Source organism: Pseudoalteromonas sp. CnMc7-15 (assembly GCF_022347925.1).
Lineage (GTDB): Bacteria > Pseudomonadota > Gammaproteobacteria > Enterobacterales > Alteromonadaceae > Pseudoalteromonas > Pseudoalteromonas ruthenica.
The window spans coordinates 773,687-793,792 of sequence record NZ_JAKRFT010000002.1; the positions used below are offsets into that span (position 1 = coordinate 773,687).

A 20,106-nucleotide genomic window follows, 5' to 3' on the forward strand; every position below is an offset into this window, starting at 1 on the left:
TTATCAACGAATATGAGCCTACGCCAACCTTACTCTGTACTCGTAGTTATCTACACCCTCGAGGGCGAATTTCTGTTACTACAACGGGCTGATGACCCTGACTTTTGGCAATCGGTTACCGGCGGTATTGATGAGGGTGAGCTCCCCTGTGCTACCGCAGCTCGCGAAGTGTTCGAAGAAACCGGCATTGATATTAGCCAGCAGCAACTCAGGCTGGTGGATGAACAGCGCTGCCACCGTTACGCTATCCGCGAGCAATGGCGCTATCGCTATCAACCGGGGGCAACGGTGAATACCGAGTATGTATTCTCATTGTGCTTGCCCAAGCGTTATCCAATCCAACTGGCCGCCGACGAGCACCTTAGTTACCTGTGGCTTGATGCCAATCAAGCCAGCGCCAAAGCGTGGTCTGACAGTAACGCGCAAGAAATCCGCACACTCGCCTCGAAGCTTGCACATAACAGCCGTTAAACACGAATATTTGTTCCGCCTTTAGCTGCTGTGGTAATCTTTGCTTCCTAACATGGAAGTGTGAACGCTATGGATACTGCACAGATACTGATCAACCTCTTACTCTTCGTTTTTTTACCGCTATGGGGCATTGCCGGCTTCATTGACTGGTGTTGTCACCGCGCAACCGATATCGAACATACCTCTGGGTTAAAAGAGTCATTAATGCACTCGGTGATGGGCATCCAAGTGGGTATCCCTATCCTGATGTGTTTGCTATATCGCGTAAATGTCTTGGTGCTGCTGATATGTTTGGCCGCTTGGCTACTGCACGAGGTGGTGGCCCATTGGGATGTCTCGTACGCGACGGGTAAGCGCCACATCAGCATATGGGAGATGCACGCACACAGTTACCTGGCGACCTTGCCGCTTTATATGTTGGCGCTCATCGCAGTAGTTAATTGGCCGGTGGTGGTCGATTTAGTCACCTTCAATTGGCAAGGCCAAATGCAGCTTACCCCAATGGAATACCCTCATGGTGGCTCTTGGTTCCTACCCGCTTACTTAACCTTTATGGCAGTGCTGTGTGTGTTCCCTTATTTAGAAGAAAATATTCGCTGCTTGCGCAGCAGTTTGAAAGGACTTTAACGTGAGCGTTTATATCACCAGCACAGGTTTCCACTTGCCGGGCCCGGCCATTAATAATGACCAAATTGAGCCGCTTCTGGGCTATGTGCACGGCAAAGCAAGCCGTCTAAAAAAGCGCATTTTACAATCTAATGGTATTAAAACACGCCATTACGCCATTGATAGCGATCACAACACCACTATTTCTAACGCCGAAATGGCCGCTAAAGCGGGTGCCGACTGCCTTGCGCAAAGCTACCTTGATAAACATCAGCTTGGCTTATTGTGCGCTGCCACCAGCCAAGGTGATTTGGTGCTGCCCGGGTTTGCCTCTATGGTGCAAGCCGAGCTGGCACTCAGTGATGTAGAAATCCACTCCAGCCACGGCATTTGCTCAAGCAGCTTAATGGCATTAAAGAATGCCTATTTACAGCTGTTGGCTGGCGAGCACGAATCGGCCATGGTGGTCGCCAGTGAACTCACCTCGCGGCTGTTCAAAGCCAGCCGTTATGAGGCGGCAGACGCGCAGCTAGATTTTAACGCCGAGTTTTTACGCTGGATGCTCTCCGATGGCGCGGGCGCCCTCATGCTCGAGCGCCAACCTCGTGGAACCTGTTTTAAAATAGAGTGGATCCGCAGCTTTTCGCACGCCGATGCCTACCCCGTATGTATGTCGGTGGGTACGGCGGATAAAAGCACTAAGCCATGGCAGGATTACCCGAGCTACCGCGATGCCGAGGCCGCAGGGGCTATTTTATTACGCCAAGATGTGCGCTTACTCGATAACATCGTCAAACTGGGCGTGGATGGCTTTTTACGGCTATTAGACCAAGGCCGTGTCCAAGTCGACGAGATAGACCATTTGCTGTGTCACTACTCATCCGACTATTTTCGCCAGCCCATCTTCGACATGCTTAAGCGCGCTGGCTGTCATATTCCCGAGCATAAGTGGTACACCAACTTGTATGAACGCGGCAACACCGGCTGCGCCTCTATTTTTATTATGCTTGATGAGTTTCGTCGCACTCAGCAGTATAGCGTAGGCGATACCATTATCTGTATGGTGCCGGAAAGCGGCCGCTTTAATAACGCCTACATGAAATTAACCGTGGTACAGGAGTAAACATGGAACATTATGTATTAAGTGAGCACGGCCAGCAGTGCCTGCAAGGGCTAATGCGCATTTGGTTCGACTTTGAGCGCCAACTTGGGCGTGTCGACATTATTGCGCGCCTACAGCGTGGTCAGTTTACAGTGCACGACTACCAAAAATTACTCCTTAATCTGCGCCAGCAGGTGGTTGAGGGAGCCCGTTGGATCACCCGCACCGCTTCAAGCTTTGATAGAGACTATGCCGATGTACGCGCCGTGGTCATTGGTCATGCCCAAGAGGAGCACCGCGATTACGAGGTGTTAGAGCAAGATTACCTTGCCACCGGCGGCCAACTTGACGATATTCTCAGCGCCCCTCGCAACGCCGGTAGCGAGGCCTTGCATGCGTTTTTAATGTATCGCGGCTCGCAGCCCAACCCGGTGGATATGATAGGCGCGATGTGGATCATTGAAGGCCTAGGCCACAAGATGGCCAGCGATTGGGCAAAGCAAATAGAGCAATGTGTCGCGTTAGAGGGTGAATACACTCGCTTTATGCGCTACCACGGCGAAAATGACGATGCCCACTTAGAAAAGCTTTATCAATTAATCGACCGGGTGTGTCAAAACGAGTCTCAAGTGCAAGCTATTTTACGCACCGCCAAGGTTGTCGCTCGCCTTTACGCCCTGCAATTGGAGGAAGTCGATGGCTAATAATAGCGCCAATAAAAACGACTCAGCGCTGTTGCAAGCGCTGGCCGTTGATAACTCCATCCCCATTGAGCAAGCGGCTGTGGATTTATGGCTTAAAGACTTAAACAACCCGCTGCGCTGGTTAGTGCGCCCGCTTTTTCAAGGGCTATTCGCTATTTTGCTGCATTTGGTGTGGTTATTTAAACGCTTACCGCTGCCCCAATTTAGTGCCCATGGACTACTACAAAAGCTGATTTGCTGGTTTTGTCGCCACTTTGTAAGTGTGGAGGCTAATTTGCTGATTTTGCGCCACTATGCCACCGAGTCTAACATCTTGAATTTTATCATCGCCAATAGTGATAAAGCCGATGTTGAGCCGGTGCCGCTGTACCCAAAAACCATTGATGATATGCGCCATGCCAGCTTTGTTGAACATGATCAGTGCTTGTTTAAAGCCTTTGCTCAACTCGGCCACTGGCAACCGCTATCACAGCCTAAAACTGAGCTTGATTGGCACCATTGGCAAGCGGTTAATATGGCTGATTTTCAGGTGGAAAAGCGTTGGAGCCAGTTTTTAGACTTTGAAAGTGCTCATGCACTGTTTATGTGCCTGTTTTGTTTACTGCTCAAACGCGACGAATACCGCGACGCCATTAATGGCTTTAACCTAGACCAATCTATGGCTATTCGCATTGGCCAAATGATTGGCGAACCTAATCTCACAGAAATGGCTTACAACAAACATCCACTGTATTTAGTTGGGCCATGGAACCTCAGCCAACGTTTTTTAATGCATGGCTTTTTTACCGAGTATATGTACGCACGCTTGGAACAGCTGCGCGATAAAGTATAGCCGAGGCAAGCGCCTCGGCTCGCTTTCCGTTATTCAGGGTTGTTTATTTTGACGACCATTTTGCCAAAGTTACGCCCTGCCAAAACATCATTGAGGCCTTCAGGTGCATTTTCTAGCCCTTCAATTAGGTGTTCCTTATACTTAATTTTTCCCTCTTGCACCCATTTTTGCATGTCGGTGGCAAACTCTTCATAGCGATGAGCGTAATCATCAAAAATGATAAATCCTTTCATGGTCATACGTTTAGTAAGGATTTTCCCCATCAGCAATGATAAGCGATCAGGCCCCGGTGGTAATTCGGTGGCATTGTATTGCGACACAAGGCCACACACAGGAATACGCGCACCGGTATTTAATAACGGCAATACAGCGTCAAACACTTTGCCACCGACATTTTCGTAATACACATCAATACCGCTGTCGCAAACCTTGGCTAATTGCTCAGCAAAGTCATCGGCTTTGTGGTCGATGCAGGCATCAAAGCCGAGTTCATCTTTAACATAACTGCATTTTTGCGCGCCACCGGCGATACCAATGACCTTTGCCCCTTTTAGCTTGGCGATTTGCCCGACATTAGCACCTACCGCGCCACTGGCCGCAGCAACCACGACGGTTTCTCGCGCTTGTGGCTTGCCAATATCAAGTAGCCCCATGTAAGCGGTAAATCCTGGCATGCCCAAAACACCTAAAGCATAAGATGGGTTTTGTGGCTGGGGGCCTAGGTTAATAACGCCTTCACCATTACTGATGGCGTAATCTTGCCAGCCATTCATTGATAGTACCCAGTCCCCTGCTTTAAATCCTTCAATATGAGATTCAACAACCTGGGAGACCGTACCACCGACCATCACCTCATCGATAGCCACAGGATCGGCATAAGACTCGGCGTCGCTCATGCGCCCGCGCATATAGGGATCAAGAGATAAATAAATCGTGCGCAGCAGCATTTCCCCTTGCTTCGCTTTCGGGGCGTCCACCTCTTGCAGGCGGAAGTTATCTGCTACGGGCTCACCTTCAGGGCGAGAGTTCAATACGATCTGGCGGTTTGATAATGACATAGTCACTCCTTTTTGAATAGCCGTTCAAATTTAAATTGGGACACGCCGATGAATTTCAATAGCTGAGCGTCGATTTATTTTGAAGATGCGAAGATATCAATACAGCAGAAAATGTTATAATATAACATTTGAAATTTAAGGGAGGACCTATGAAAGATAAATTAGCTATTTTTTTCAGTGCTTTTTGCCTAGTCCATTGCATTGTATTGCCCGCAGGCTTTTTGCTATCGACATCTATTTTAGGGCAGTTTTTGTTCTCAGAGCGCATTCATCAAGGACTTTTCCTCGTTATTGCAGTCTTGGCGCTGTGGGCTCTTCCTCAGGGGTTGCGTCAACATCATCAACCACTGCCATTACTGCTCGCGTTGATTGGCTTGTCGCTGCTTGGCACCGCGTTATTTGTGCCAAGCTTAGAGGTGCTTTTCTCCGTTGTCGGCAGTTTATTGCTGATGGCTGCGCATCTACGCAATTTTTGGTTGTTAAAAAAAGCCAAGCCACTGTGTGTATAGTGCTTATCTGACAGTATGTACGAGGGGCTTAAACGCCCCCCGGCGATGAGTTAGAAGCGCGCTCGCAACCCAAGGGCTATGCTGCGACCTGGCAATGGAGCAATAAAGCGTAAGTAACTTTGGTGCGCACGGGCATCTTCATCAGTGATGTTATCGATATTGACAAATAATTCCCCGCTATCTCCTAACCAAGGTTGCACAACACTGGCATCAAAACCTAACAAGGCATAGCTTGATGAAGGCCTTTCATGCTTACCGACATTTTGTTGTTTGTCATGATGTGTGTAATTTACAGTGAATCGCAAGCCATCATACTGCCAACCTAGCTTTAGGCCCGTTCTATTCGCTGGAGTTTTAGGTATGCTGTCTCCTTCCATAGTGCGCCGCCAATATTCAGCTTCTTGTGCTTTATCTGGGTTTAGGAAGTTATCTAGTTCAAAAGGATCGTAGCTGCCATCAAACTGATAGCGAGGCGTATTTTTTACACTGTCTGTGAAAGCAGATAGCGTTATTACGCCCCAGTCTGTAAAGGTATATGAATAATCTAAAGTAATTTCATAGCCTTGATTATCGGTATCAGCCTGACGCCACTCTTGAACATACACACCCCCTCTGTTTACGCCAGTATTTCCTAGATAAGTGAAGTCGGTGTATTCATTATCAAACCATGTCGCCGCCAATTGTAGGTCACCCAAGGTAACGCGCGTCCCCCATTCTAACGCTCGGTTTTGTTCGACATTTAAATGCGTATTGCCTTGCTCTTCAATTAATAAAGCCAAATGGGGGTTACTTGCGTAGAGCTCATTAATTGCAGGTGCACGCTGCGCATCAGTGTAGCTAGCATGTAGGGACCACATAGGCACGGGATGATAATTCATGCTTACACTGTAGTTTTGCAAGTGAAACTCACGTTCCTGCACGTTTGCTCCTTGACCACGTCCGGGCACATAACTCCCTTCAAGATTCGGCTTATATTGAATATGGTCATACCTTGCGCCAAACTGCAATTGCAATGCTTGCAAGTGCAGGTTTTGAAGTATATACAGCGCCTCTCGTTTGCCCTCGATCTCAGGTAAATAGTTATCGCTCCCCTCGCCTCGGTGTTCACTACGCTCTATCTGTAACCCAATTGAGGCCGGTGCTTGGTCGTGCCATGTAAAGCCAATTCGTGGGTTGAGTTGCAAAGCATCTACTTCGAACAGGTTAACGGAGGTGCCAGCTAGCGTCTCGTCATCTCTTTGTTGAGAATAAGAGCCGTTAATTTCAAGATAGTCTAGGTAGCTTTGGGTATTGAAGTGTTGACTGTAGCGGCCATCAACACGATGAAAAGAAGAGTAAATGCGAATATCCGCTGCTTGACCTACTTTTGGGGCCGTCGCAGACCCTAGATGCATAAACCCAGGGATCCCTCGGTTAGCTTTACCAAAGCTGTATGCAAACCCGAGTTCTTGATGCTCTGAAAATAGCTGGCTTCCGCCAATTGAGCCAGAGGTTTGATAGCTACTAGAGTTGCTAACTTTCCCTTGGTCATTGAGGCCATAGTGACTAATTATCTGCTCATCAATGGGGGTAATATCAACCCATTTTTCACCGTTAAACTGCCACTGGGGCGACGCTAATTTAACCTGACAGTGGTCGGCTAGGCGCACATCGGTCACTAATTCTGACCAGCTTGCACACACTGGTGCCTTGGCGCTGTCTGGCACTTTGTAATCACCTCGTTGACGCACAAGAATATTGGCATTAAAGGCGAAGCCTTGTTGCTGCCCTTGAGTTTGCGCTAGCAATGAGCTGGCACTATTGTAGCCACTTTGCAATTCGACTTTTTCTTGCGCTTGCCAAGCGCTTAGTTGTTTTGGAATACGGCTATCATCAACATCGACAACGCCTGCCATCGCCTCACCGCCAAAAGGGATCACCGCAGTGGCGCCTTTAATCACACGGATATTGTCGGCAAAGAAAGGCTCTATCGGCACGAGTTGATCCGCACTGATAGAAGACATATCACGCACAGCCATCGCATTGGTCGCTAAGACCACACGTTGAGCGCCGAACCCCCTTAGTTGTGGACGACTAGCAGAGGGGCCAAAGTGGCTTGCGCTCACCCCTGGCAGTGTATCAAGAGTGTCGCCGAGTGTAGGCGCTTTTAACTCGTTTAATTGGGCACCATTGAGTTCAATATTTGCGCCAATCAATTCACTGCTTACAGAAGGAAGTTGATGCTGCCCGCTGACTTCGATGTGCTCAATGGCACCACTCACATTGTGGCTGCTGGCTAACGCTAAGGAGATAAGAGAAAGTGAAAGTGAAAGTGAAAGATTCATGATTTACTGTAAAGTTATGATACAACATAACATTATCACCACAATGATAGTTCCTTTTCAAGGAAATTAGACAAACTCTAGGTTCTTTCGTTACGCTTAACTTCTCGTTATCGCTAAGTCTGTTTGCTGTATGGCCTTGAACCCGCATTTACCTTTGGTTTATCACCCCAATTACTCGTTTAGCTTTGACCCCAATCATCGCTTTGTGATGAGCAAGTTTGCCCGCCTGTACCATCATGTAAAAGGCTTGGGCCTGGTCGGTGATAACCTTGAGCAACCGCCGCTCGGAACCCCGGATGATCTCAGCTTAATTCACTGCGATAACTATGTGCATGACCTATGGCATAACCGCTTAGATGCCAAAGCGATGCGCCGTATCGGCCTACCTTGGTCACGCAACTTAATGGCGCGTACCTTCACCGCGCCTTTGGGGACGCTGCAAACAGCCCGCCTTGCCCTTAATCATGGTGTGGCTTGCCATTTGGCAGGAGGCACTCACCATGCTCATTATGACTTTGGCTCTGGCTATTGCATGGTTAATGATTTAGCGTTCACGGCGCAAACGCTAATTAATAGTGGCGAGGTCACCAATGTGTTGGTTTTTGACCTTGATGTACACCAAGGCGATGGCACCGCCGCGCTGCTGCAACATCAACCCTATGCTTTTACCTGCTCCATTCACTGTGAAAAGAACTTCCCGTTTCGCAAATGCCCCAGTGATTTGGACGTCGGTCTTACTAATCACATAAGCGATGACGAATACCTCGGCGTGGTCGATGACACCCTAGTGCACTTACTCGACAGCCTGAACCCCGACTTAGTGTTGTATGACGCGGGCGTTGATATCTGGCAGCAAGACGGCCTAGGCAAGCTGGATATCAGCTGGCAGGGGATCGCACAACGTGATCGCTTAGTGCTCAAGCGCTGTGCACAGCACAATACCCCAGTGGCTACGGTGATTGGCGGCGGCTACGATAAAGACCATGAACGCCTAGCAGCACGCCATGCCATTGTGGTTGAGCAGGCTGCACAACTATAAGAAAAAAGGCCCTTACGGGCCTTTGGTTAACTTTGGGAAAATGCTGCTAAAAGGTGCTAATTAAGCACCAGCAACTGTGGATTGGCAGCGTGATAGTCCACAGCCATGGTGATGCTCAACACGGTGATATTAACAATGGAAAAGGCAAACACTTGGCGTGCCCAGCCATGCATATCAATATCGCGGCGATAGCCACGTAGGGCCATCAGCAACCACCAAAAACTAGTCGTGCATGCCACCGCCATAAAGGCGAGCCCGGTGTAGCCACCGAGCGGCAATAGCATGACCACCAAGGCATACAAAGCAATGTAGAAAACAATATGCCGCTGCGCCCGGGCTAAGCCCTTTGCGACCGGGAGCACCGGAATATTAGCGTCGCGGTAATCCTGATAACGAAAAATCGCAATGGCATAGGAATGCGGCATCTGCCATAGGCAAAACATCAGCAACAAAATGGCTGCCCCAGCATCAAATTGGCCGCTGACGGCGCCATACCCCACCACCGGAGGCACAGCCCCAGAGAGGCTGCCAACCAGGGTGCCATACACGGAGTGACGTTTCATATACAAGCTGTATATGCCTACATAGATGATGTAGCCAAAGGCAGCAAAGCCCACCGCCAAGGTATTGGTGTAGTAGATTAATGCGCCAAAACCACATACCGCCAATACCAAGGCGTGGAGCAGTGCCGCCGACGCCGATATTTCGCCGGTGACGGTGACGCGGCCTTGGGTGCGCGCCATTTTGGCATCAATGTCACGGTCAATAACATTGTTTACAACGCACCCCGAGGCCACCACCAACGAGAGCCCCATGAGCGTAGCCAGCATAAGTGGCCTGTCTATCTCGCCGCGTGCGGCCAGCAAGAAGCCCCCCGCCACAGAGATAAGATTGCCGATGATGATCCCCGGTTTAGTCACCGAAAAATAACGACGAAACATAAGCACGACCTCGACGTTAGTACATCATCATGGCGTTGGACTCATAAATGATCCACACCGATAAGCCAACCACCATAACGATGATAAGGGCACTAAAAATAAAGGAGATACTATTTGCTTTGCCTTCTTCACTAACAAAGTTAAGGTGCAAAAAGTATTTTAAATGCACACAAATTTGCACTATGGCTGCCACCACCACAGTGGCCAAGGTACTGGTTGTCGACAACATTCCACTACTCACCGCCCAAAACGGTGCACCGGTAAGTAATACCGAGAGCACAAAACCAATGACATAATCCTTAGCGTGATTAACTAGGCCTTGCTCTGCGACTGCCTCAACCTTATCCATCACGTGAGTTTCACTGTGACTCATGACATCACCCCCATTAGATACACCACGGTAAATACACAAATCCAGACAATATCCAAAAAGTGCCAAAATAAGCTTAAACAGCTTAATCGCGTTACCGTTTGCCCCTTAAGCCCACGGCGCAGCACCTCAATCATCATCACGCTCATCCAAATCAACCCCGCACTCACATGCAAGCCATGCAGCCCCACCAAAGAGAAAAACGAAGTTAAAAACGCACTTTGTTGTGGGCCATTGCCAGCGGCAATTAAGTGATGAAACTCATACACTTCCATAGCGATAAACACCGCCCCTAGGGCAAAAGTAACCGCCAACCAGCTCAATGTAGCCGCCTGTTTTTGCGCCTTAGCGGTTATCATGGCAAAGCCAAAGGTAATACTGCTGAGCAACAAGGCCGCCGTTTCTAAGGCAACAAAGTCAAGCTCAAAGATATCTTTGCCGGAAACCCCGCCGGCGGTGTTCATGTACAGCACCGCGTAGGTGGCAAAAAATGACGCGAATAACAGGCAATCGGTCATCAGGTATAACCAAAAACCAAACACGGTATTGCTTGATATATCGTGGTGCGCACAATCGGGGTGATGCGCCTCACCTAAGGTGTGAATAGCGGTTGATGTAGTGGCACTCATGAGCGACCCTCCGCAGTTGCATGGTGGATATGGGCTGACTCGATGGCTTCAATTTCAGCCACCGGCACATAGTAATCAACGTCATTGCTGTAACAACGCTTAATAAACACGGTTATAGCGGCGCCAAGGCCGGCAATGGCAAGCCACCAAATATGCCAAATCATGGCGAAGCAAAATGCCGTAAGCGCGGCGCTCATAAGCACGCCAGCTGAGGTGTTTTTCGGCATGTGGATGGGCGCATAGTGTTGCCCTTGCTGGTAAGCCTGCCCCTGCTCTTTGGTGTCGGTCCAAGCGTCAATATCACGTACCACCGGAGTGTTTGCGAAGTTGTAGTACTGGGGCGGTGATGCCGTAGACCACTCTAAGGTATGGCCATTCCAAGGATCGCCGGTGGTATCTTGCAATTGCGCACGGTTTTTATAACTCACCACCAGTTGGATCACCTGAAATACGATGCCAAACATAATGATCACAGCACCGACAAAGGCAATGTACAGCCAGATGTTCCAATCTGGGTTGTTGGTGTGGTTTAGGCGTCGCGTCATACCTAAAAAGCCCAGTACATACAGCGGCATAAAGGCAACAAAGAAGCCCACCAGCCAACACCAGAGTGACGCCTTACCCCAACGCTCATCCAATTTATAGCCCATGGCTTTGGGGAACCAATAAGCAAAGCCGGCAAGGTAGCCAAACACTGCGCCACCAATAATGGTGTTGTGAAAGTGCGCAATCAGAAACAAGCTGTTATGAAGCACGTAGTCTGCCCCGGGAATGGCGAGCAACACGCCGGTCATACCGCCCACGGTAAAGGTGATCATAAAGCCAATGGTCCACAGCACCGGCACGGTGATGCGCAGACGCCCTCGGTACATGGTAAATAGCCAGTTAAACAACTTCACCCCAGTAGGCACCGCAATGACCATGGTCATCACCCCGAAGAAGGCGTTTACATTGGCACTGGAGCCCATAGTGAAAAAGTGATGCAGCCAGACGATAAAGCCCAAAATAGAAATCGCACCACTGGCATAAACCATGGACTTGTAGCCGAACAAACGCTTGCCAGTGAAAGTCGAGATCACTTCCGAAAAAATGCCAAACGCTGGCAAAATCAGAATATAAACCTCTGGGTGGCCCCATGCCCAAAATAAGTTGATATACATCATGGCATTACCACCTGCTTCATTGGTGAAGAAGTGGAAATCCATGTATCTATCTAGGGTGAGCATGGCCAGCACCGCTGTTAAAATGGGGAACGATGCGGCAATAAGAATGTTCGCCCAGGTACATGCCCAAGTAAAAATGGGCATCTTCATCAAACTCATGCCCGGCGCGCGCATTTTAAATACCGTCACCAGGAAGTTTACCGCCGTTAGCAAAGTACCCAAGCCTGATATCTGCAACGCCCAAATATAATAATCGACTCCCACACCGGGGCTAAAGGATAACTCTGATAGCGGCGGATAGGCGACCCACCCAGTCTTAGCAAATTCGCCAAGCCCTAGGGATAAATTAATCAGTATTGCGCCGCCCGCCGTAAGCCAAAAGCTCAGGTTGTTTAAAAATGGGAAGGCCACATCGCGGGCACCGATTTGCAGTGGCACCACAATGTTCATCAACCCAATCATAAACGGCATCGCCATAAAGATAATCATGATCACGCCGTGTGCGGTAAAGATTTGGTCGTAGTGCTCAGGGGGCAAGTACCCGGCTGCCCCGCCGGTAGCCATGGCCAGCTGAGTACGCATCATAATAGCGTCAGCAAAACCACGGAATAACATGATCAGGGCAAGGGTTATGTACATCATGCCCAATCGTTTATGGTCAATGGAGGTGATCCAATCTCGCCATAGCACGCCCCATTTTTGATATTTTGTCATCGCTGCTGCAAGCAGCAGACCCAGTACAGCCACAACCGCCAAAGTCACCATAATAATGGGCTCGTGGTATGGAATGGCCTCAATTGATAGTTTTCCAAATAGATTCATTTTCACTCCTCGACGCGATGTTGGTTATGCGCCGCATGCTCGGGCTTGGCGTAGTAATTCATTTCACCGTGACCTTGCATGTACTTCATCACAATGCTGTGAAACAGCCCCTGTTCCACCTCGCTGTAATAGCTCACCGGATGGTATTCACTGGGTTGGGTTAACGTCTCGTAGCTGTGTTGGTCTAACTTAGTCCCTTTGGCTTTGACATTGGCAACCCAGGTATCAAAGTCGGCCTGTGTGGGGGTGGCAATGGCATTAAACTTCATGCCGCTAAACCCGGCGCCACTGTAGTTGGCTGAAAAGCCTTTGAATGTGCCAGGCTCGTTGGCAATCAGGTGTAGCTGGGTTTCCATGCCCGCCATGGAGTAAATTTGGCTTCCCAGTTGGGGAATAAAAAAGGAGTTCATGGTACTTTGCGAGGTGATTTTATATTCCACCGGCACATAGGCTGGAAACACCAGCTCATTGACCGTGGCAATACCCTGCTCAGGGTAGATAAATAGCCACTTCCAATTTAACGACACCACCTGCACGGTTAAGTGCTCCCCTTTACCAGCCAGCGGCTTGTATGGGTCAAGTGCTTGTGTGGAGCGCCAAGTGATCACCCCAAGTACAATGATAATAACGATGGGAATGGTCCACACCGCCGCTTCTATTTTGCTAGAGTGCGCCCATTTCGGGGCATAGATCTCATGGTCGCGACCATCGCGATATTTCCAGGCAAAATACAAAGTCATGATGATCACCGGGATCACCACAACCAACATCAGAACGGTGGCAATAATAATGAGATTTTTCTCATCAATGCCAATTTGCCCCTTGGGGTCCAGCACTCCGCCACTACAGCCACTGAGCGCCAACACCATAAGAGCGAAAGCGAATGAAAAGAGTTTTCGAGTTAACAAAACACTACCCTACAACCTAAAGGTTAAACCTCGCCACAAAGTGGCCTGAGCTACTTCAAGCGCATAAATACAGCGCTTAAAGAGCGAAATTCGCGGTTAAGGGAGCATTTTTAAGATGCAAAAATGCTGCTTTGCCAAAGGTTCTCTGCAGCCGCAGCATGGGCGACTGAGTCAGCGTAAAGCTTGACCTTCACTGAGATAGAGTGTGCAGAGATAGATTAGCATTGCTGCCCAAGGCACCGCGAATAACACTGCGGTGGGTTGACTGTGGTCAGTGACAAAAATTAAGCAGACGCACTGAGGTCGCTACCGAGGACACGCATTTCCTGGGTGGTAGCAACTAAAAACAATCAACCGGCAAATGATGGAGGAGCGCGGCACCCATGCGCGCCTTGAGGATTCTGGCAACGGGTGGGGGCGACAAAGTCAAACGCCGCTTTACGCAGCGAAATGGCTGCGCGCCTAGGCGCAAAAAAGTGAAACAATAACCAACATAAACCAATTAACAACTGGGCGCTAAGCACCGGCTGGGCAAAAAACTGCATCGCCGCCACCAACCAAGGCTCTTGGCTTAAACCTTCGCCCATTAGCGCTTCAAGCTCAATGGCATCTCCAAGGGAGCCGCTGAGCAACAACGCCGTATTAAGCGCAAAGAGTACACAAGCAAGCACAACACCACGACCAAAGCACGCGCCCAACACCAGCGGTTGCGTTAGCAAGGTTGAATTGTTCGTGTTAGCTGAAAGCACTGTGTACATCCACTTCGGGTTTAATTACGAAATATTGGTTAGGAACTTTCACTACTTACTGAAAGTTCGCGCCGAGTATAACAAAGGCATGCTAGGTTGCAACTAACAAATCACCTAAGCCCGCGCATTAAAGTAAGGCGCTAGTTCTCTAGCCACGAGATAGACGCGATTGTTATTTTTTTAAAATAAAAGTGATCGCTCTATTTATAAAGTTCCGTAAAAGCGTGCGAAGGGTTTGCAATTGCAACCACCTTTTGTTCCTCTCTAATTGGATTCAAACAGGGGGTGTGCATAGGAATTGGCCCCCCTTCACCATAGCGTAGAATAAGCGCCCTGACTGGGCGCTTTCTTTTTATTGTGCTTTTTTTTAAGCATCATATCGGGTAATATTGTCGCCAGTTAAAAACAATTTATGTGTGCTATGGAAAGCTCTAGTCTCGTCAAGGATTACAACCCAGTAACGCCTGCGGCATTCGCTCGCGGTTACATTGTGTATTGCAGTTTTGGTCATCCTCATTTGGTGTGTCGCCCTGAACATATTCCCGATGATCCTATGCTTCCCCATCCCATCTATGCATTTCGGTCCGGGCGTGTATTCGCCGAGCAGTTTTTGCATGATCTCGACCCATGGCGCAATAGTCAGTTTATTATTAGCACCTTGTTCGACTATTTACATATCACCAGCTTCGGCTCAGGCTATAAGCCAGTCACTTCACAGCTTAACGAGGTGGCCGAAGCTTTGGTGGATGAACGCTTAGTGATGTTCGAATTGTGGGATATTGCCGAGCACCCTAACGTGGTTAAACAACAGCTGCAAAAATCAGATAAAACACGCAGTAGCGATGCCGCTGGCTCAAGCGCACCGAAGCGCAGCAGCGGCGCCGATTTGGCAAGCCCAGAGAAAAAGACACCCGCACCCAGTTCCACAAGCTCAGCGCCAGTGGTCACCGGCGCAGGCAAAAAAGCGGATACCAGCAAAGCAAGCGAACCGCAAGCAAGTGAAGCAAGCACTAAAAAAGCGCCAGCACCGAAAAAGGCCCCACCGCAAAGCATGGAAGAGTGTGTGCAGCGCCTGGCTGATGCGCGTAAACGTCTAGAAGAGACCGGCGAATATCAACCTAAATATTCACAGAGTGAACTTACGGAATTAGCCGAAAAAGGTGAACTAAACGACCGTTTCTTTGTGAGGCTAATCTTCGGTGATGTAAGTAAAGCGGAAAACACCAGTCTTGGCTTCCCCAGACCAGATTCAAAAAGAGCTCCATATTGGGCAACTACTTTCGATCAAATGGAAAATGCGGATACAGACCCAATGCTACTGGCCGCCTTATTCGGTATTGATCATAAGGAGATATCCCCAGATCAAGAGTTTACTTTAGCCATCATCGACTCACACTCAATGCCGCCAAAAGCCGAACGGGAAACCTTTATTCCTACGTTCGAGAAAATGAAAGACTTTAGCAAACGCGAGCTAAAAGGCGACTTGAAAGAGCGGAAAATCCCCCACGGGGTAATCGATGAAGTGCTAAGTGAAGAAGGTGCCATTGAGTTTGAAAAGACTATTGAAACATATAAAGAAAAAGGAGGTAACATATTTGACGAGCAGGATTTTAAAGAATTTTTAGAGATTGAAAACAATAATAATCAAAATCAAAGTTTGGCTAGGTTCAGAATTATGAACCAATTTGGCGCCAATCAACTGTTTAGTGGTAACGGCTTAACGAAAATCGATAAGTCCTCAGATTGGGGTAGCAAAACTAAAGGTAACTACGGCGTGGTTGAATCTTTCACGTTTGAAAGAGACCCTCTTGAAATCAACCAACTTGAAAATGCAGTTAAGCTTATTAAAGCTCCAAGAGTGTAACGGTATGAAATTATTAAATCCCTTTGACTTGCCTTCTGACATGTGTGTTGTATTCAAAAAAGGCTCGCCTGATTCAAAAAAACATTTTCTTATTATATCGAGCGAATCTATAGATGTACTCATTAATCTATCTCCCCCGAAATATGGCAAACCGGATATCCCTGACTTTTATGTTAACCAAGTTGAATTCCCAAAACTTACTCTTCCTTTAATTGCGAAAACAATAGAAGAAAAATTCTGGAGCAGCTCTTCAGAGGGAGGTCTACCTTCCGGAGTAAACCGAACGGATATCTTTGTAAATGGCGAAAAGGTAACTATTTATAGAGAAATGAACGTTGGCGCACCACTTAGAAAGGGTTTTAGGATCACTAACTTTAGCCGACCCAGCCGCAAATTTAAGGAAAACTTTCAAGACTTCTGGTTGACCGATGATGAGCTTTTAAACGAAGGTGTTCTGCAAGCTTTTAAAGAATGCGCTTAAGCATCACAATGAGTAGGGCTTTAGATATTTGAATATACCAATGGAACGTCTCCAATAAATTGCAGGTCTATTTCTACGCTGCAAGAAAGTACAGCAAAACCCATGGACAACGTTTGCGTTTGTTTTCGAGTTTAATGAGGGCCATATGGCCAACTCCGGCTTTTTATATAATGGCGACGAAGTTGAACCCGCAACAGCCAGAATAGAAGAGGACATGTTGCTACTTAGCAATACTCTTCGTGAATTCCGTGAGGAAGTTTATGAGCAATGCGACTGGCGTTTTATAAAGTTATTGTTCCAAATGGAAAGCGAAACCGGGCGCTTTAAAATCGACTTTGAGTTTGAAGATAAAAGCCGCTGGGAAATCCACCCAGGTAATATGATGGAGATGCGAGAAGAGCTGCGCCCTCATTTCGATTGATGCCTATTCTGATGTGCCTACTACAGGTCTTCGATTGCGAAAAGTATCAGCCAATTAGTCTGGTACTTTTCGTACAGCAGAACCGTTGGCATTGTTAATCACCTCTTAGAAATTTAATAAAAAGGCCTTGTTATTTAATGCCTTGTGAAATGACAGGATCAGATATCAAAGCCCAAGGCACTGGCACAATGAATTTCATAAGACTTGAGAGCGCGACTCAAAATGCGTTGAGGTTACTCAAGCTGGAAACGGATGACTCAACTGCCAGCGTTAAGCCTGAGATAAAAGCGCAACTGGCGTTTATTTTGGCCTGCGCTCAATATGAGAAGAACCCTAGAGACGAGCTTCCTGAAGGAAAGACTTTTACTTTTGGAGTCCTAACTTCCAGATATTTTACCGCACCAATCCATAACGAACTCTTAGCAAATATCGATATTATCTTCGAAGAACTCTTAACGTAAACCATGCTTTGATCTACCTAACTTTGAGCTCAATTTAGCAAGCCCCGAGAGCACTGATACGAGAACAATATGAATATACCAGCAGAACGACTCCAATATATTGCCGATCTCTTCCTGCGTTGTGAGGACGTAGCAGAAAACATATGGACAGCGTTTACGTTTGTTTTCGAATTCAATGATGGCCATATAGCTAACTCCGGCTTTTTATATAATGGCGACAAGGTTGAACCCGCAACAGCTAGAATAGCAGAGGATATGTTACTGCTTAGCAATACTCTTCGTGAATTTCGTGAGGAAGTTTATGAGCAATGCGACTGGCGTTTTATAAAACTGCTGTTTCAAATGGATGGTGAAACAGGGCGCTTTAAAATCGACTTTGAATTTGAAGATAAAAGCCGCTGGGAAATCCACCCTGGCAATATGATGGAAATGCGTGAACAGCTGCGCCCTCATTTCGATTAATCGCTATTTTGGCGTTGGTTGTCGATTTTATGCATCAAACGCCTACAGAAGGACACAGTATGAATATACCAACAGAACGACTCCAATACATTGCTGATCTCTTCCTACGCTGTGAGGACGTAGCAGAGAACCTATGGACAGCGTTTACGTTTGTTTTCGAATTCAATGATGGCCATATGGCCAACTCCGGTTTCATATATAACGCAGAGGCAGCACGCCCTGCCTCTGCGGAAATAGAAGACGATCCTTTGCTGTTAGACGACACATTGCTCGAATTCCGTGAGGAAGTTTATGAGCAATGCGACTGGCGTTTTATAAAACTGCTTTTTCAAATGGATGGTGAAACAGAGCGCTTTAAAATCGATTTTGAGTTCGAAGATAAAAACCGCTGGGAAATCCACCCTGGCAATATGATGGAAATGCGTGAACAGCTGCGCCCTCATTTCGATTAATTTACGCTCTGCCAATATTATTGAGTCTTTGGTTCTGGCCCAGCACTTTTTGTATAACTGACCAGTGCTTTTGTAAAACAAGGCCACAGAACAACTTATATTCAACCATAGCGCCCTGCAACCTGAGGCAGGGCTTAACAGCTTGGTTATAGGAACATGGGTGCTTTGAGTACCAATTCAACGCGACGGTTACGCTGCATATTATCGTCATTATCGTTTGCAGCCAACGGAGCGACTGGCCCGACACCCACCGCTTGCAATCGCTGTTGGGTTATTTGGTAATCACGAACTAGGGTGTTCACCACTTCTTGAGCGCGTCGACTCGCTAAGTCTTGGTTGTAGTCATATGCACCTTTATTATCGGTGTGACCAACCACATACAAAGAAACATCAGCCCTTTGCGTTAAGAACTTTGCTATTTCATCCAATTGCGCTTTTGAGCTAGGTTTAATGGTGTGTTTATTAAAATCAAACTCAATACCATACAAAGAAACACTGCCTGTGTTTTGTATTTCTTTTAAAAGATTATCACTGTCGATATTTAAAGCTACGTGGCTAACTCCTTTTTCTTCAATAATATCAACCACCAACTGTACACTTTCCTTAGCCCTTCGTTGTAGGCTGTACATCGATGTGTATAGCTTGCCATGAGGTGTGTCTTTCTCAGCTGTGAACAAGTAAAAGTTGCTTTTTTCAGTCATGTTATAGATATCAGAATCATGACGCTTAGCAAAAATGGTATCGCGGTAATTATCACGCAAGATATAGTTACCACAACTACGTGCTTGGCACTCATAAATAATAGTGAACCCAGCTTGGGTCAGTGCATTCATGTAGTTTTTATGAACTGCATAAGGTCCAACCGTTTTATCAATACGGTAATTTAGCGTGGTCACTTTACCGCCTACGGTGCGCACCGGAATTGATTTTTTATACTGACCTACAATTAACGGATAGGGTTCATAATCACTCACGCCGCTGCTTTTGATATAACTGCCAGGGAAGCGCTCGATTAATGGGTGATCAGCACTGCCTTTTGCATCTTTTTCCTTGGCTTTTAGCTGACTAAAATCCAACGCATCAATCTCAAAGTCTTGCTGCACGCTAAGACCCGCATCAGGCATAGGCAACGATGCAATTTGTTCATAGCCTAAGGAAAGCCCTCCGCTGCGTTCTTGTTTAGCAAACAGCATAACTGCACGTGGCTGCTCATTCACTGTTTTCATCGCTGACAGATAGCCAAATCGGTTTTCCTGAACATTGTAATAACCTAAGCGATACAACACTGTATCGCGAAAGGTATCATCAATTAGCCGAGCGTAAGTGCGTTTATCACACTCCTGAACGCAATAAACCTGTATGCTAAAACCCTTAGCCTCCAGCTTGGCTTTAACATCAGCAAGTAGGTGTGAAAAGCCGAGTTTGGCGCTAGGCTCAATCTCCTGCATGTAAGCGCGATACTCCCCCGCTAACTCTATACGTTGATCACCTTTGCCTAGCACTAATACAGGCATATAGCTGTAATGGGCGTCGGCCTTGGTGCGGCCGCCTTTGTATTTGTCGACGAATAGATTACTTTGCGCAAGGCTAGAAGTGGTAAGTAACAGTAAAGCGAAGGTAAAGAGCAAGCGAACCATTATTTTCATCCTTAAATATAATTAGCCTTATTAATACTTATTACCGTATTTAAATCAACTAGTTTCAGTAGCGAAAGCAAAAAGGCGGTGATCACCGCCCT

General features: G+C 47.5%; 22 protein-coding genes. 13 read left to right on the plus strand and 9 right to left on the minus strand.

Features of this window, described 5'->3' with window-relative positions:
• Positions 1-12: 12 nt before the first annotated feature.
• The 5 genes from nudB to MHM95_RS07235 all read left to right on the plus strand — a co-directional run bounded on the left by nudB (position 13) and on the right by MHM95_RS07235 (position 3,715).
• Positions 13-471 (plus strand): dihydroneopterin triphosphate diphosphatase, encoded by a 459-nt coding sequence (gene nudB, locus MHM95_RS07215; RefSeq protein ID WP_239384884.1) that lies wholly within the window; start codon positions 13-15, stop codon positions 469-471.
• A gap of 69 nt (positions 472-540) precedes the next feature.
• The gene (locus tag MHM95_RS07220) at positions 541-1,098 is read left to right on the plus strand and encodes a diguanylate cyclase (protein WP_239384885.1); all 558 of its coding nucleotides are present in this window, start codon (positions 541-543) and stop codon (positions 1,096-1,098) included.
• Position 1,099: 1 nt separating this feature from the next.
• A complete protein-coding gene (locus MHM95_RS07225; protein WP_239384886.1) occupies positions 1,100-2,200 on the plus strand; it encodes a beta-ketoacyl-ACP synthase III in 1,101 nt (366 codons plus the stop codon).
• Positions 2,201-2,202: 2 nt separating this feature from the next.
• Positions 2,203-2,883 (plus strand): iron-containing redox enzyme family protein, encoded by a 681-nt coding sequence (locus MHM95_RS07230; protein WP_053909584.1) that lies wholly within the window; start codon positions 2,203-2,205, stop codon positions 2,881-2,883.
• Positions 2,876-3,715: a hypothetical protein gene (locus tag MHM95_RS07235; RefSeq protein ID WP_239384887.1), complete on the plus strand. Its 840-nt coding sequence runs from the start codon at positions 2,876-2,878 to the stop codon at positions 3,713-3,715. Before MHM95_RS07230 ends, MHM95_RS07235 begins: the two co-directional genes overlap by 8 nt.
• A gap of 29 nt (positions 3,716-3,744) precedes the next feature.
• On the opposite strand, the gene MHM95_RS07240 is transcribed toward MHM95_RS07235, so the two are convergent.
• Complete coding sequence (locus tag MHM95_RS07240; protein WP_239384888.1) at positions 3,745-4,773, minus strand: NADP-dependent oxidoreductase; 1,029 nt, start codon at positions 4,771-4,773, stop codon at positions 3,745-3,747.
• A gap of 149 nt (positions 4,774-4,922) precedes the next feature.
• On the opposite strand from MHM95_RS07240, the gene MHM95_RS07245 reads away from it, so the two are divergent.
• Positions 4,923-5,282 carry a MerC domain-containing protein gene (locus MHM95_RS07245; RefSeq protein WP_239384889.1) on the plus strand — a complete coding sequence of 120 codons (360 nt, stop codon included), beginning with the start codon at positions 4,923-4,925 and terminating at the stop codon, positions 5,280-5,282.
• Between the two features lie 50 nt (positions 5,283-5,332).
• On the opposite strand, the gene MHM95_RS07250 is transcribed toward MHM95_RS07245, so the two are convergent.
• Complete coding sequence (locus tag MHM95_RS07250; protein WP_239384890.1) at positions 5,333-7,606, minus strand: TonB-dependent receptor; 2,274 nt, start codon at positions 7,604-7,606, stop codon at positions 5,333-5,335.
• A gap of 130 nt (positions 7,607-7,736) precedes the next feature.
• Between MHM95_RS07250 and MHM95_RS07255 the strand changes: the two genes are divergently transcribed.
• A complete protein-coding gene (locus tag MHM95_RS07255; RefSeq protein ID WP_239384891.1) occupies positions 7,737-8,645 on the plus strand; it encodes a histone deacetylase in 909 nt (302 codons plus the stop codon).
• A gap of 56 nt (positions 8,646-8,701) precedes the next feature.
• Here the strand turns inward: MHM95_RS07255 and cyoE are convergent, their stop codons facing one another.
• The 6 genes from cyoE to MHM95_RS07285 all read right to left on the minus strand — a co-directional run bounded on the left by cyoE (position 8,702) and on the right by MHM95_RS07285 (position 14,227).
• A complete protein-coding gene (gene cyoE / locus MHM95_RS07260) occupies positions 8,702-9,586 on the minus strand; it encodes a heme o synthase (RefSeq protein WP_239384892.1) in 885 nt (294 codons plus the stop codon).
• Positions 9,587-9,602: 16 nt separating this feature from the next.
• Complete coding sequence (gene cyoD / locus MHM95_RS07265) at positions 9,603-9,959, minus strand: cytochrome o ubiquinol oxidase subunit IV (protein WP_239384893.1); 357 nt, start codon at positions 9,957-9,959, stop codon at positions 9,603-9,605.
• Positions 9,956-10,585: a cytochrome o ubiquinol oxidase subunit III gene (cyoC, locus tag MHM95_RS07270; protein ID WP_239384894.1), complete on the minus strand. Its 630-nt coding sequence runs from the start codon at positions 10,583-10,585 to the stop codon at positions 9,956-9,958. Before cyoC ends, cyoD begins: the two co-directional genes overlap by 4 nt.
• Positions 10,582-12,570 (minus strand): cytochrome o ubiquinol oxidase subunit I, encoded by a 1,989-nt coding sequence (gene cyoB, locus MHM95_RS07275; RefSeq protein ID WP_239384895.1) that lies wholly within the window; start codon positions 12,568-12,570, stop codon positions 10,582-10,584. The genes cyoC and cyoB overlap by 4 nt, the downstream gene beginning before the upstream one ends.
• A 2-nt stretch (positions 12,571-12,572) precedes the next feature.
• Positions 12,573-13,439: a ubiquinol oxidase subunit II gene (gene cyoA / locus MHM95_RS07280; RefSeq protein WP_239384932.1), complete on the minus strand. Its 867-nt coding sequence runs from the start codon at positions 13,437-13,439 to the stop codon at positions 12,573-12,575.
• Positions 13,440-13,828: 389 nt separating this feature from the next.
• Entirely contained in the window at positions 13,829-14,227 is a 399-nt protein-coding gene (locus MHM95_RS07285) for a hypothetical protein (protein WP_239384896.1), read from the minus strand.
• 421 nt (positions 14,228-14,648) lie between these two features.
• On the opposite strand from MHM95_RS07285, the gene MHM95_RS07290 reads away from it, so the two are divergent.
• From MHM95_RS07290 to MHM95_RS07315, 6 genes are all read left to right on the plus strand, one after another.
• Positions 14,649-16,091 carry a hypothetical protein gene (locus MHM95_RS07290; protein WP_239384897.1) on the plus strand — a complete coding sequence of 481 codons (1,443 nt, stop codon included), beginning with the start codon at positions 14,649-14,651 and terminating at the stop codon, positions 16,089-16,091.
• A 4-nt stretch (positions 16,092-16,095) separates the two neighbouring features.
• A complete protein-coding gene (locus tag MHM95_RS07295) occupies positions 16,096-16,572 on the plus strand; it encodes a hypothetical protein (RefSeq protein WP_152441865.1) in 477 nt (158 codons plus the stop codon).
• 145 nt (positions 16,573-16,717) lie between these two features.
• A complete protein-coding gene (locus MHM95_RS07300) occupies positions 16,718-16,993 on the plus strand; it encodes a hypothetical protein (RefSeq protein WP_239384898.1) in 276 nt (91 codons plus the stop codon).
• Positions 16,994-17,142: 149 nt separating this feature from the next.
• Positions 17,143-17,454, plus strand: coding sequence for a hypothetical protein (locus tag MHM95_RS07305; protein ID WP_239384899.1), 312 nt, complete (start codon positions 17,143-17,145; stop codon positions 17,452-17,454).
• Positions 17,455-17,523: 69 nt separating this feature from the next.
• The gene (locus tag MHM95_RS07310; RefSeq protein ID WP_239384900.1) at positions 17,524-17,916 is read left to right on the plus strand and encodes a hypothetical protein; all 393 of its coding nucleotides are present in this window, start codon (positions 17,524-17,526) and stop codon (positions 17,914-17,916) included.
• A 59-nt stretch (positions 17,917-17,975) separates the two neighbouring features.
• Positions 17,976-18,368, plus strand: a complete 393-nt coding sequence (locus tag MHM95_RS07315; protein WP_239384901.1) for a hypothetical protein — start codon at positions 17,976-17,978, stop codon at positions 18,366-18,368.
• A 146-nt stretch (positions 18,369-18,514) separates the two neighbouring features.
• On the opposite strand, the gene MHM95_RS07320 is transcribed toward MHM95_RS07315, so the two are convergent.
• A complete protein-coding gene (locus tag MHM95_RS07320; protein ID WP_239384902.1) occupies positions 18,515-20,005 on the minus strand; it encodes an OmpA family protein in 1,491 nt (496 codons plus the stop codon).
• Between the last annotated feature and the right edge of the window lie 101 nt (positions 20,006-20,106).

Coding starts and splice junctions, on each gene's coding strand:
- nudB (WP_239384884.1), top strand. CDS start 13: ATGAGCCTACGCCAACCTTACTCTGTACTCGTAGTTATCTACACCCTC.
- MHM95_RS07220 (WP_239384885.1), top strand. CDS start 541: ATGGATACTGCACAGATACTGATCAACCTCTTACTCTTCGTTTTTTTA.
- MHM95_RS07230 (WP_053909584.1), top strand. CDS start 2,203: ATGGAACATTATGTATTAAGTGAGCACGGCCAGCAGTGCCTGCAAGGG.
- MHM95_RS07235 (WP_239384887.1), top strand. CDS start 2,876: ATGGCTAATAATAGCGCCAATAAAAACGACTCAGCGCTGTTGCAAGCG.
- MHM95_RS07240 (WP_239384888.1), bottom strand. CDS start 4,773: ATGTCATTATCAAACCGCCAGATCGTATTGAACTCTCGCCCTGAAGGT.
- MHM95_RS07245 (WP_239384889.1), top strand. CDS start 4,923: ATGAAAGATAAATTAGCTATTTTTTTCAGTGCTTTTTGCCTAGTCCAT.
- MHM95_RS07250 (WP_239384890.1), bottom strand. CDS start 7,606: ATGAATCTTTCACTTTCACTTTCACTTTCTCTTATCTCCTTAGCGTTA.
- MHM95_RS07255 (WP_239384891.1), top strand. CDS start 7,737: ATGGCCTTGAACCCGCATTTACCTTTGGTTTATCACCCCAATTACTCG.
- cyoE (WP_239384892.1), bottom strand. CDS start 9,586: ATGTTTCGTCGTTATTTTTCGGTGACTAAACCGGGGATCATCATCGGC.
- cyoD (WP_239384893.1), bottom strand. CDS start 9,959: ATGAGTCACAGTGAAACTCACGTGATGGATAAGGTTGAGGCAGTCGCA.
- cyoC (WP_239384894.1), bottom strand. CDS start 10,585: ATGAGTGCCACTACATCAACCGCTATTCACACCTTAGGTGAGGCGCAT.
- cyoB (WP_239384895.1), bottom strand. CDS start 12,570: ATGAATCTATTTGGAAAACTATCAATTGAGGCCATTCCATACCACGAG.
- cyoA (WP_239384932.1), bottom strand. CDS start 13,439: ATGGTGTTGGCGCTCAGTGGCTGTAGTGGCGGAGTGCTGGACCCCAAG.
- MHM95_RS07290 (WP_239384897.1), top strand. CDS start 14,649: ATGGAAAGCTCTAGTCTCGTCAAGGATTACAACCCAGTAACGCCTGCG.
- MHM95_RS07295 (WP_152441865.1), top strand. CDS start 16,096: ATGAAATTATTAAATCCCTTTGACTTGCCTTCTGACATGTGTGTTGTA.
- MHM95_RS07300 (WP_239384898.1), top strand. CDS start 16,718: ATGGCCAACTCCGGCTTTTTATATAATGGCGACGAAGTTGAACCCGCA.
- MHM95_RS07305 (WP_239384899.1), top strand. CDS start 17,143: ATGACAGGATCAGATATCAAAGCCCAAGGCACTGGCACAATGAATTTC.
- MHM95_RS07310 (WP_239384900.1), top strand. CDS start 17,524: ATGAATATACCAGCAGAACGACTCCAATATATTGCCGATCTCTTCCTG.
- MHM95_RS07315 (WP_239384901.1), top strand. CDS start 17,976: ATGAATATACCAACAGAACGACTCCAATACATTGCTGATCTCTTCCTA.
- MHM95_RS07320 (WP_239384902.1), bottom strand. CDS start 20,005: ATGGTTCGCTTGCTCTTTACCTTCGCTTTACTGTTACTTACCACTTCT.